Consider the following 11069-nt stretch of genomic DNA (forward strand, 5'->3'; position numbering starts at 1 on the left):
GCCCGCTGTCCCCGCCCGCGTGATCCCCGTCCCGGTGGGCCGGGGCCGGGGTCGGGGCCGTTCCGGCCCACCGGGCAGCCCGGCCCGGCCCGGCGCAGGATGGAGATCCCGGGCGTCCCAGGACGGAACCGGCGACAGCGGGAGGCTGCGGTGATCGGACAGGCTGACATCAGGGAGTGGCGCGGCCACGCCGTGGTCGACGAGAAGGACCACCGGATCGGCACGCTGGAGTCGGTGTACGTGGAGACGGCCAGCGACCTGCCGTTCTTCGCCACCGTGACGGTGGGCCTGCCGGCCCGGCGGCGGCTGGTGTTCGTCCCGCTCGACGGGGCCGTGGTCGGGCCCGGGTACGTACGGGTCGCGTTCGCCAAGGGTGTGGTGAAGCAGGCGCCCTCGATCGGGACCGACGACATCCTGCCCGCCGAGGACGAGCCGGCGGTCTTCGCGCACTACGAACTCGCCTACGCCCCCGGCGCGGGCGGTGAGCGCCGACTGGCCAGGCGCTGAGGCCGCCCGCACCCGTGCCGGCCCCGGCCGCCGCGCCCGCGCCGTCCATGCCCGCGCCGTCCATGCCCGCGCCGTCCACCGGGCTCGTCGGCCGCTATACCCCACGGGGTACGCTGGGGGCCGGTGCGCGACAGCGGAAGGCAGTTCTGAGATGCAGGTGGACGAGGAAGCGGTCGGTGCCGTTCTGAACCGGCTCCGCCGGGCCCAGGGGCAACTGGCCGGTGTGATCGCGATGATCGAGGCGGGGCGGGACTGCAAGGACGTCGTCACCCAGTTGGCGGCCGTCTCCCGGGCGCTGGACCGGGCCGGGTTCAAGATCGTGGCCAGCGGCATGCGCCAGTGCATGGCCGCCGCCGACGGGGACGCCCCGCCGATGAGTGAGGCGGAGCTGGAGAAGCTCTTCCTGGCCCTCGCCTGACGTTCGGCGGGCCGCTCGCCGAGCGGCCGGCCCCCGTGGCCGACGGCCGGACCGGCGCCCGCCGGCCCCCTGGGCCGGTACGTCGCCGTGGCCGGGCAGGCCGCCCCGGCCCGGCGCCGTCGCCCTCGGGCCGACCGGACCGGGCGGCCGGCGGCAGAATGGTCCCATCGGAAGGTGGCGGCCATGGACGACGTCGGTGTCGGCCGGGCGGTGGCGGGCCTGCTCAGGGCCTCCCAGCGGATCGGCCCCGGTGAACTCGCGGCTGCCGTCCGTGCGGCGGCCCGCGCGATGGGGCTCACCGACGCGGTGGTCCTGCTGGCCGATGTGCGGCAGGTGCAACTCGCGCCGTTGGAGCCGCCGGCGAGCGACACCGTCGGCGCTCCCGGTGAGCCGAGCGCCGACGCCGACGCGCCGACCGACCCAGGTCCGCACCGGAGCCCGGACCCCTCGGCCGTCGGAAGGCCCGAGCGCGGGGCGCTCCCGCTGGAGGGGAGCCCGGCGGGCCGGGCGTACCGGACGGGAACGGCGCAGTCCACGGCGGCCGATCAGGGGACCGGCCGGGTGCTGTGGCTGCCGATGGTCAACGGTGCCGAGCGGATCGGTGTGCTCCGCCTCGACGTGCCCCCGGGCCGGAGCGTCGACGTCGAGGAGTGTCTGACGCTCGCCGGGGTCGCCGCGCTGATCGTGGTGGCCAAGCTGTCCTCGGTGGATGATCTGGTCGACACCGTGCGTGTCGTTCCGATGACGCTCCAGGCCGAGCTGGCCTGGGCCTTCATGCCGCCGCGGACGGTCGGCACCCGGCACGTGACGTCGACGGCGGTGCTGGAGCCCGCCTACGAGATCGGCGGGGACGCGTTCGACCACAGCTTCAGCGGGGACCGGCTGCGGATCGTCGTCGTCGACGCGATGGGTCACGACCTCGCCTCGGGCGGGTCGTCGGCGTTGGCGATCGCGGCGTGTCGGGCCGTGCGCCGGGCCGGCGGCGGACTCGTGGACATCGCCACCGTGATTGACCGGGAGCTGGACCAGTGGTTCCCGGAACGCCTGCTGACCGGCATCTTCGCCGAGCTCGACACCTCGGACGGCCGGCTGGCCTGGGTGAACCGGGGGCACCCGGCGCCGCTGCTGATCCGCGGTCGGCAGGTGGTGCCGGGCGCACTGGAACGGACCCCCGAACTCCCGCTCGGGTTGGCCGGCTACGAGCGGGTGTCCACCACCGTCCACGAGGTCCGGCTGGAGCCGGGGGACCGCGTGCTGATCCACACCGACGGCGTCACCGAAGCGCGCTCCGCCACCGGTGAGCTGTTCGGCGAGGCCCGGCTGACGGACATGATCGTCCGGGCCACGGCGGCCGGGGAGGCCGCCCCGGAGGCTCTCCGGCGGCTGGTCCACGCGCTGCTGGAGCGCCAGGACCACCGGCTGTCCGACGACGCCACGATCGTGCTGGTGGAGTGGCACCCCGACCGCTGACGCCGGCCCCGGCCCGCCCCGGATGGGCGGCGGGGAGCGGTCCCGGCCCCGGTCGGCGGGCGGGGTCACCACCCCGGGGCGGCCGGCCAATCCGATCGCCCGGTCGGCTCCGAAGACCCGGACGGACCCGGTCGGAGGAGACCCCCGACTCCGGCCGGGCCGCGCCTTCCCCTCCGGCGCGCCGTACCCCCGTACCGAGCGCCGGAGTGGGAGGCTCACCTGCCCTGCCGGGGACGGCCGCCGCGCGCGGCCGGCCCACCCGCCGAACCGCTCGCCCGCCGACCCACCAAACCGCCGACCCACCCGACCCACCCGACCCACCGACCCTGTCCACATCCGCCACCACGACCACCGGGCCACCACTCATGACCGTCTCCATCGCCCTGCTCACCCAGGACCTGCGCCTGCACGACAACCCCGTGCTCCGGGCCGCCGCCGAGTCCGCCGACGAGGTCGTGCCGCTCTTCGTCCTCGACCCGGACATCGCCGCCACCGGCTTCGCCGCGCCCAACCGGATGGCGTTCCTCGCCGACTGCCTCACCGACCTCGACGGCGCGCTGCGCCCCCTGGGCGGCCGACTGGTGCTGCGCCGGGGTGCGACCGCCCACGAGGCCGCCCGGCTGGCCGCCGAGGTGGACGCCGTGTCGGTCCACGTCGCCGCCGGGGTGAGCGCCTTCGCCCATCGCCGCGAGCAGGCCCTGCGCGAACTCCTCGGCACCCGTCTGCGCGTCCACGACGGCGTGCTGACCGTGGCCGTTCCCGGTGCCGTCACCCCGGCCGGCAAGGACCACTACGCCGTCTTCACCCCGTACTTCCGCGCCTGGCAGCAGGCTCCGCGCCGGACGGTGCACCGCGCGCCGCAGGCGCTGCGCACACCCGAGGGCGTCGCGAGCGAGCCCGTGCCCGCCGTCACCCCGGACTCGCCGGGGCTGCCGCCGGGCGGCGAGGGCCCCGGGCGCAAGCTCTGGCAGGGCTACGCCCTGGAGCACTACGACGCGCTGCACGACGACCTCGCCGCCGACGGTACGTCACGCCTGTCGCCGTACCTGCACTTCGGCTGTGTGTCCGCCGGCGAGCTGGTGGCATCGGCCGAACGGCGCGGCGGCAGCGGCGCGGAGGCGTTCGTCCGGCAGCTGGCCTGGCGGGACTTCCACCACCAGGTGCTCGCCGCCCGCCCGGAGGCGGCCCGCGCCGACTACCGCTCCAAGGGCGACAGCTGGCTCCCCGACGACGCCGAGTCCGAGGCCTGGCGCCAGGGCCGTACCGGCTTTCCGCTGGTGGACGCCGGTATGCGTCAACTCGCCCACGAGGGCTGGATGCACAACCGGGCCCGACTGGTGACGGCCTCGTTCCTGACCAAGACCCTGTACAAGGACTGGCGGACCGGCGCCCGCCACTTCCTGCGGCTGCTGGTCGACGGCGACGTGGCGAACAACCAGCTCAACTGGCAGTGGGTGGCCGGGACCGGCACGGACACCCGCCCCAACCGGGTGCTCAGCCCGCTCGCCCAGGCGGACCGGCTCGACCCGGACGGCAGCTACGTCCGGCGCTGGGTACCGGAGTTGGCCGACCTCCCGGGCCGCTCCGCGCACCGCCCGTGGCGGCTGGACCGGCCGCCGGCCGACTATCCGGCGCCGATCGTCGGGCCCGAGGAGATCTCCGTCCGCCTCCGCCACGGCCGGGGCCTCGACTGAGCCGCCCGGCCGACGGCCCGCGCCGATCTGAGGCAACGTCAATTCGGCCTGTCCGAGGTGTTCCGACCGCTCCGACCGCGCATGGTCCCGGTGGATGGGGGTAGCCGGGCGGGCACCACTGTCGCCAAGAGAGGGGGGACGTACAGTGCCCCAGATCGTCGAGGACGTCATCGAGGCCTGTCTCGTCGGCCCGGAGCCCCGGCCGGTGCTGATGGGGCTGCGCTACGACCCGGCCGACCCGTTCGCGTTGTCGCTCGGTTTCGGGGCCAACGCCTCGCTCGGACTGGAGAGTTCGCTGTCCTGGACGGCCGCGCGGGAGTTGTTCGGCGACGGTCTGCGCAAGCCGTCCGGTCTGGGGGATCTGCGGGTCAGGCCGTGGGCTCCCGGGGTGGTCTCCGTCGAGTTCCACGGGGACGAGGGCTGCGCGGTGCTGGTGCTGCCCTCCCGGGATCTCGTGCACTTCCTCCGCCGGACGTACGACGAGGTCGCTCCGGGGGCGGAGCACCGGCTGGTCCGCTGGCCCGACACGGTGGCCGGCCTGGTGGGGGAGGCCGGCTGAGCCGGCTCAGGCGCGAACACCGCGGCCCGGGCGGGGCAACCGCCCGGGCCGCGCCCGCGTGCGGTGCGCCGGTCAGCTCCCGGGCCCTCTCCGGAACCGGTGCCCGAGGCCGACGCGGCGGGGTCAGCACCCCGGAGCGACGCCCAGGACCAACGGAGCGACGCCGCGGATCCCCCGGATCCCCCGGATCCAGGGATCGACGCCCGGGATCAACCGATCGGCACCCCGGAGCGACGGATCAACGCCCGGGAGCGAGCCGGCGGACGTCGATCTCGACCCAGACCGCCTTGCCCTGCTCGTGGCGCTCGGCGCCCCAGCGGTCGGCGGCCCGCTGGATGATGAACAGGCCGTGGCCGCCCGGCAGGCCGGGCAGGTGCGGCAGACGGGGTTCGGGGAGCGCGGACTCGCCGTCGCTCACCTCGACGCGGAGCCGGTCGGCGGACGCGTCCAGCACGAGTTCGAGCGGTCCGCCGCCGTGCATCATCGCGTTGGCGACCAGCTCCGCGACGAGCAGCACCACGTCGTCGGCCACGTCCGGGTCCGCGCCGGTCGCCGGGGTCAGCCACGACCAGTCGGCGAGCGCCTGCCGGGTGAAGGCCCGGGAGCGGGCCACCGGCTTGGGCAGGTCGGCCAGCCGCAGCCGCCGGCGTTGCCCGGCCGCCGGCAGTGCGGCGCCGGACCGGTTGTCGTCCAGGGTGCCCCGGCCCCTCGTCATATGCGGTTCACCCCTTCGTGCGGTTGCTGTGGCACATCGTCCGATCGGATTCCCGGGCAGCGCCGGGTTATTCCTGCGACGGTCCTCCGACTGCCCGCCCGTGGTCACGGCCGGGCGCGCGAGCCGGAGCGTACGGCCGCTCAACGGACGAGCGCCGCGCCGACCGAATCGTGGATCGAGAACACCGCACCGGCACCGGTCAGCTCCAGCACCCGGGCGACCGGGGCGGCGACGGCGGCGAGGCGGAACTCCACGCCTGCGGCGGAGGCGGCCAGACGGGTCTTCAACAGGAGGTTGAGCCCCGAGGAGTCGCAGAACCCGACGCCCTCCAGATCGACCACGACCAGGGGTGTGCGCTGCTCGACCAGGGAGGTCAGCGCCTTCTCGGCGGGGGAGAGGCTGTCGATGTCGAGATCACCCGCCACCGCGCAGACCACTGCCTCGGCGCCGGTGCGCCGTATGTCCACGGTCAGCGCGTACGGCAGCGTGCTCGCGGCCGCCGCGCTCCGGTACTGCTCGTCCTCGACTGGCATCGTGGTTGTCTTTCCCCTCCAGAGAGTGCTCTTCGACCATACGCGGGGGAAAGCCCGCGGCCAAGGCGCACCCTCCGCAGGAGGGCTGACGCCCCGGCCGCCGGGGGCGGTCGGTCAGCCCTCGTCCAGCGCGGCGCGGAGCCGGCGGAGGATCCGGCTGAGCAGCCTGGAGACGTGCATCTGGGAGACGCCCAGCCGGGCGCCGATCTCGGACTGCGTGAGTTCCTCGGTGAAGCGCATCGAGAGGATGAGCCGGTCGCGCGCGGGGAGCGCGGCGATCAGCGGCTTCAGCGAGACGAGGTTCTCCACCTTCTCCAGGCGGCCGTCCTCGCGCCCGAGCCGGTCGGCGAGAGCGCTCCGGGCGTCGTCCGGGGAGTCGGAGCCCAGATCGAGCGATCCCACGGTGTGGCCGTTGGCGGCGGCCAGCCCCTCGGTCACCTCCTCGGGGGTGAGCGACAGGTGGGCGGCCAGCTCGGCGACGGTCGGCGCCCGGTCGAGCCGCTGGGTGAGCTGCTCCTGGGCCCTGGCCAGCGTCAGCCGCAGCTCCTGGAGCCGGCGCGGTACGTGCACGGCCCAGGTGGTGTCGCGGAAGTGGCGGCGGATCTCCCCGAGCACGGTCGGTACCGCGAAGGTGGTGAACTCCACGCCGTGCCGGGGGTCGAAGCGGTCGATCGCCTTGATCAGGCCGACGATGCCCGCCTGGACGAGGTCCTCCTGCGGCTCGCGGCTGGAGTTGAAGCGCCGGGCGGCGTAGCGGACCAGGGAGATGTTCAGCTCGATCAGCGTGGCCCGGACGTAGGAGTACTCCCGGGTGCCCTCTTCCAGGTGGTCGAGGCGGGCCAGCAGGGTCCGGGTCAGGGCGCGGGCGTCCGCCGGGGAGACCTCGCTGGGTTCGGTGATGTCCGGGAGTTCGGCGCTCTCCGCGGTCTCCGAGGTCTCGGCGGGTCGGCCGGGCAGGCCGCGCGGGGCCGGCGATCCGGGGGCGGCGGGCAAGGTCGCGGTCCCCGGCCGTACGGCGCTCGGCCGGGCCTGGCCCGGGACGGAGGGTCGTGCCGGGGCGAGGAGAGCATCACTGGACGGAGCCATGTCGGTCCTTTCATCGGTTCCGCGACGGTCCGTCCCCCTGTACCCGGGATCACCGGGCCGATTCCCCTTCGATGCGTGGCGTTCCCGTGAAGAAGCTGTGACGGGTTCTACGGGTGCGCGGCCTCCTGCCCCGCGGCGGGCGCGACCGGCAACCGGGGCAGGGCATGCGGGTGGGCCTCGCACAGGTAGCCGACGAGGTGCTCGCGGACCTGGCAGCGCAGCGCGAACGCGGCGTCGGCGTCCGGTGCGGTCATCAGGGCGCGCACCACGATGGTGGTCGGTGTGGTGTCGACCACCTGGAGGGCACTGCCCTCGCCGTCCCACAGCGAACTCTTGGCCAGGAACGCGTCGAACTCCGCCCGCAGCTCGGGCACCGGCGTGCGGTGGTCCAGGTGGAACAGTGCCGTTCCGGTGATCTTGCTGGTGCGGCGCGACCAGTTCTCGAAGGGGCGGCCGGCGAAGTAGGACATCGGCATCACCAGCCGGCGCTGGTCCCAGGTGGCGATCACCACCGAGGTGAGGGTGATCTCCTCGACCGTCCCCCACTCGCCGGCGACCACCACGACGTCGCCGATCCGGATCAGATCGCCGAAGGCCATCTGGATGCCGGCGAACAGATTGGCGAGCGTGCTCTGCGCCGCGATCCCGGCCACCACGCCGACCAGTCCGGCGGAGGCGAGCAGGCTGGTCCCCAGGCCCCGGACGGCGGGGAACGTCATCAGCATCGCCCCCAGCGCGACCACGGCGACGGCGGCCTGGCAGATCCGGCCGAGCAGGCCCGCCTGGGTCCGGGCCCGGCCGGCCCGGGCCGGGTCGCGGCGCCGGTCGGCCAGCTGCATCGCGCCGCTCGTGAGCAGGGCGACCAGCCGGGCGGCCAGCCACGCGCAGGAGGCGATGGTCGCGAGCACCAGCAGGTGCCGGACGGCGGCGTGCACGGCCGGGGCGGCGCGGGCCCAGGGCTCACCGGCGAGCATCAGCCCGCACGCGGTGGCGGCCAGCAGGGGCGGCCGGCAGCCGCGCAGCAGCGGCAGTGACGGTGTGGTGCCGGTGCGCCCGCGCGCGGCGAGGAACCGTGCGACGGCTTCCGAGAGCCGGTTCAGCGCGTACGCGGTCACGGCGGCCGCCACGGCGACGACGATCAGGCGGACGAGGCTCCACCCCACGGTGCGGATCCCTTCTGTCGGTGTTCCCGCGGGGACCCGCCCCGCGGCGGGGCTCCGTCTGCCCGCCGGTCCCGCCGTCCACACCCCTCCGGCCGTGGCGCCGCCCCGGACCGCTGGGGGCCGGACGGGTGACGTCGCGGCGGATCGTCCGGGCCCGGGCATACCCGGGCCCGGACGGGGCAGGCGGCCGACGACCGGCCGCCCACCCGGTGGTCGGGACCCGGCCCTGTCCGGCCGGCAGGACCTCGACGAGAAGGGATGCGTGATGACACAGATCGAGGAGTCGGTCCTGGTCGACGTGCCGCTCGCGGTGGCGTACGAACAGTGGCGCAAGGTCGAGGAGTTCCCGCTCTTCATGCGCGGCGTGGTCAGCATCGAGCGGCGCGGCCGGGAGCTGACCCACTGGGTGGTCGGCGTGGCGGGGGCGCAGCGCGAGTTCGACGCCAGGACGACCGAGGTGGTGCCGGACGAGCGGGTGGCCTGGGCCGCGGTGGCCGGCGAGGTCCGGCAGGCGGGTGTGGTGACCTTCCACCGCCTCGGGGCGGAGCGCACGCGGATCATGCTGCAGTTGGACGTCGAGCCGCAGGGGCTGCTGGAGCGGGTCGGGGAGGCGCTCGGTTTCCTCGACCGTCAGGTCATCGACGACCTGCACGACTTCAAGGACTTCGTCGAAGCCGCCCACGACGGGCCCCCGACCACGCCGCCGGGCGCCGCTCCGACCGCGCCGCCGGATGCCGCCCCGGGCGGCGCCCGGGCAGCCTGACCGTTCGGTCAGGCCGGAGTTCCCGCACCGCCCGACAACGCGTCATGCGTCGTTCACGTCACGGTCGCCGACCTTGGGATGAATGGGGGCGGCCGGCAGTTGTACAGCCAACTGCCGGCACTCTCCCCTCAACTCCGTGACCAGCCGCGGACGGACCCGGCCGCGCCCCCCGCGGACCGGTCTCCCCGCGCGGCGGACAGGACCACCGTGGCCGCAGGCAGTGCCCTGACGCTCAGCTCATCCGCCAACCCGCTCGAAGGCGACCGGCTCACCTTCCACTGGAGCACCGACGCCCCCGACGCCAAGAACTGGGTCGGCGTCTACGACGGGGACAGGAAGCCCGGGACCGGCAGTTCGCTGGTCTGGAAGTACACCGCGGCCGCCGCCGGTGATGTGCAGCTCGACACCTCGGCGCTCACCGGCGGCCCGTACACCGCCTATCTGCTCGCCAAGGACGGCTACGGCGTCCTGGCACGGTCGGTGCCGTTCACCTTCCGGCCGAAGCCGGCCGTGGTCCGTCCGCACAGCGCCGTCGACGCGCTGACCACCACCGCCGTGGCGCCCGGCGGCGCCGTCTCCGTCAAGCTCGGCGGCCTCTGGTCCCGGCCGGCCGGCAACCCGGCGGGCACCGCCGTCTTCCGCAAGGTGAGCGGCCCGGCCTGGGCCTCCGTCGGTCCCGACGGCACGCTCACCGGAACCGCGCCCACCCCCGCGCCGAAGAACCCCGAGGTGGTCGTCGTCGGCGTCAAGGACAGCGCGGGCGCCACCGACACCGTCACCGTGCAGATCCCGGTGGCGGACCCGGCCGCCCCGCCGCGGCTGAAGGTGGCGAGCTGGAACCTCGCCGAGGCGGGCGCGGCCTTCACCGACGCGCTGGAGAAGCAGCTGCGGGTGGTGCTCACCCAGGGGCTGGACGTGCTGGCGCTCCAGGAGACCGCCGGCGGCGGCGCGCAGACCCTGGCCACCGCGCTGGGCTGGTACGCGTACCAGAGCGCGGGCAGCGTCGGCGTGCTCAGCCGCTACCCGCTGACCGCCGTCACGGCCGCCACCGCCGCGCTGCCCGCCGCCGGCGTCACCGTCCAGCTCCCGGGCGGTCGGAGCGTCCGGTTCTGGGCCGCGCACCTGGACGAGGCGAACTACGGCCCGTACGCGGCGCAGGACGGCCAGAGCGCGGCGCAGATCACCGCCACCGAGAACGCCTCCGTCCGGCTCCAGCAGGCCAAGGCCCTGGCCACCGCCGTCCGGGCCGACACGGCCGGGCGCACCCCGGTGATCCTGGCCGGGGCGCTCGCCTCGCCGTCCCACCTGGACTGGACGGCGGCCACCGCCGACCGGCACGGCGGCCTCGGCCCGCTCGACTGGCCGGTCACGGTGGCGCTCCAGGGTGCCGGACTGACCGACAGCTTCCGTGAGGAGAACCGGAACCCGGTCAAGGCGCCCGGCGCCACCTGGTCGCCGGTCCGCAAGCAGCGCGGCAGCGGGCCGGAGCCGCAGGACCGGATCGACTACGTGCTGTACGCCGGTCCGCTGAAGCTGGTCGAGGCCCACACCCTGGTCGCCGACTGGCCCGCCACCGGCACCGACCCGGCCGCCGTCGCCGCCAACCAGTGGCCGTCCGACAGCGCGGCCGCCGTCGCCACCTTCCAGCTCTGACGGCCTCCCGTCCCGCTCCGCCCCGCGCTCTCCCCCCTGCCCCGAGAGGCCAGTTCGCCATGTCCGATCTCTCCCGTCGTTCCTTCGTCGGCGCCACCGCGGCCGCCGGCGCCGCCGCCGTGGTCGGCCTGCCGGCCGCGTCCGCGAACGCGGCTCCCGCCGCCGACCGTCCCACCGGCAGCATCGCCGACGTCAAGCACGTCGTGGTGCTGATGCAGGAGAACCGCAGCTTCGACCACTACTTCGGCACCCTGAACGGCGTGCGCGGCTTCGGCGACAAGCAGGCGCTGCGGTTCCCCGACGGCACCGACGTGTTCCGCCAGCCCGACGCCGGCCGCAGCGACGGCGGCGCGATGCTGCCCTACCGGATGGACACCGCGAAGTACAACGCGCAGAACGCCGGCGGCCTGCCGCACGACTGGGCGACCGGCCACCAGGCGATCAACAACGGCGCGATGAACAAGTGGATCGCGGCCAAGGGCGAACGCGCGATGGGCTACTTCACCCG

The 11069-nt window shown here is 75.0% G+C and carries 12 protein-coding genes; 8 read left to right on the plus strand and 4 right to left on the minus strand.

Annotated features, from left to right (window positions below; all coding sequences use genetic code 11):
* Positions 1-150 precede the first annotated feature (150 nt).
* The 5 genes from ACFXHB_RS10040 (at position 151) to ACFXHB_RS10060 (ending at position 4648) form a co-directional block, all read left to right on the plus strand.
* A complete protein-coding gene (locus ACFXHB_RS10040) occupies positions 151-507 on the plus strand; it encodes a PRC-barrel domain-containing protein (protein ID WP_380573424.1) in 357 nt (118 codons plus the stop codon).
* A 151-nt stretch (positions 508-658) separates the two neighbouring features.
* Positions 659-925, plus strand: a complete 267-nt coding sequence (locus tag ACFXHB_RS10045; protein ID WP_380573425.1) for a metal-sensitive transcriptional regulator — start codon at positions 659-661, stop codon at positions 923-925.
* A gap of 183 nt (positions 926-1108) precedes the next feature.
* Complete coding sequence (locus tag ACFXHB_RS10050; RefSeq protein ID WP_380573427.1) at positions 1109-2395, plus strand: PP2C family protein-serine/threonine phosphatase; 1287 nt, start codon at positions 1109-1111, stop codon at positions 2393-2395.
* 365 nt (positions 2396-2760) lie between these two features.
* The gene (locus tag ACFXHB_RS10055) at positions 2761-4089 is read left to right on the plus strand and encodes a cryptochrome/photolyase family protein (RefSeq protein WP_380573428.1); all 1329 of its coding nucleotides are present in this window, start codon (positions 2761-2763) and stop codon (positions 4087-4089) included.
* Between the two features lie 145 nt (positions 4090-4234).
* A complete protein-coding gene (locus tag ACFXHB_RS10060) occupies positions 4235-4648 on the plus strand; it encodes an SsgA family sporulation/cell division regulator (protein ID WP_380573429.1) in 414 nt (137 codons plus the stop codon).
* 238 nt (positions 4649-4886) lie between these two features.
* Here ACFXHB_RS10060 and ACFXHB_RS10065 read toward each other — a convergent pair whose 3' ends face one another.
* The 4 genes from ACFXHB_RS10065 to ACFXHB_RS10080 form a co-directional block, all read right to left on the minus strand.
* Positions 4887-5363, minus strand: coding sequence for an ATP-binding protein (locus tag ACFXHB_RS10065; RefSeq protein WP_380573430.1), 477 nt, complete (start codon positions 5361-5363; stop codon positions 4887-4889).
* A gap of 140 nt (positions 5364-5503) precedes the next feature.
* Positions 5504-5896: an STAS domain-containing protein gene (locus ACFXHB_RS10070; protein ID WP_380573431.1), complete on the minus strand. Its 393-nt coding sequence runs from the start codon at positions 5894-5896 to the stop codon at positions 5504-5506.
* 114 nt (positions 5897-6010) lie between these two features.
* Positions 6011-6982 (minus strand): SigB/SigF/SigG family RNA polymerase sigma factor, encoded by a 972-nt coding sequence (locus ACFXHB_RS10075; protein WP_380573433.1) that lies wholly within the window; start codon positions 6980-6982, stop codon positions 6011-6013.
* Between the two features lie 107 nt (positions 6983-7089).
* A complete protein-coding gene (locus tag ACFXHB_RS10080) occupies positions 7090-8145 on the minus strand; it encodes a mechanosensitive ion channel family protein (protein WP_380573434.1) in 1056 nt (351 codons plus the stop codon).
* 265 nt (positions 8146-8410) lie between these two features.
* Here ACFXHB_RS10080 and ACFXHB_RS10085 point away from each other — a divergent pair, with 265 nt between their 5' ends.
* From ACFXHB_RS10085 to ACFXHB_RS10095, 3 genes are all read left to right on the plus strand, one after another.
* On the plus strand, positions 8411-8908 hold the full coding sequence (locus tag ACFXHB_RS10085; RefSeq protein ID WP_380573435.1) for an SRPBCC family protein: 498 nt from the start codon (positions 8411-8413) through the stop codon (positions 8906-8908).
* 207 nt (positions 8909-9115) lie between these two features.
* Entirely contained in the window at positions 9116-10561 is a 1446-nt protein-coding gene (locus ACFXHB_RS10090) for an endonuclease/exonuclease/phosphatase family protein (RefSeq protein ID WP_380573436.1), read from the plus strand.
* 59 nt (positions 10562-10620) lie between these two features.
* On the plus strand, positions 10621-11069 hold a 449-nt coding region (locus ACFXHB_RS10095; RefSeq protein WP_380573438.1), incomplete at its 3' end, for an alkaline phosphatase family protein.

The organism is Kitasatospora sp. NPDC059327 (assembly GCF_042752535.1).
Taxonomy (GTDB): Bacteria; Actinomycetota; Actinomycetes; order Streptomycetales; family Streptomycetaceae; genus Kitasatospora.

What these genes read in the sequence shown, in the direction of transcription:
- ACFXHB_RS10045 (WP_380573425.1), top strand. Translation starts at nt 659, where the DNA reads ATGCAGGTGGACGAGGAAGCGGTCGGTGCCGTTCTGAACCGGCTCCGC.
- ACFXHB_RS10050 (WP_380573427.1), top strand. Translation starts at nt 1,109, where the DNA reads ATGGACGACGTCGGTGTCGGCCGGGCGGTGGCGGGCCTGCTCAGGGCC.
- ACFXHB_RS10055 (WP_380573428.1), top strand. Translation starts at nt 2,761, where the DNA reads ATGACCGTCTCCATCGCCCTGCTCACCCAGGACCTGCGCCTGCACGAC.
- ACFXHB_RS10065 (WP_380573430.1), bottom strand. Translation starts at nt 5,363, where the DNA reads ATGACGAGGGGCCGGGGCACCCTGGACGACAACCGGTCCGGCGCCGCA.
- ACFXHB_RS10070 (WP_380573431.1), bottom strand. Translation starts at nt 5,896, where the DNA reads ATGCCAGTCGAGGACGAGCAGTACCGGAGCGCGGCGGCCGCGAGCACG.
- ACFXHB_RS10075 (WP_380573433.1), bottom strand. Translation starts at nt 6,982, where the DNA reads ATGGCTCCGTCCAGTGATGCTCTCCTCGCCCCGGCACGACCCTCCGTC.
- ACFXHB_RS10085 (WP_380573435.1), top strand. Translation starts at nt 8,411, where the DNA reads ATGACACAGATCGAGGAGTCGGTCCTGGTCGACGTGCCGCTCGCGGTG.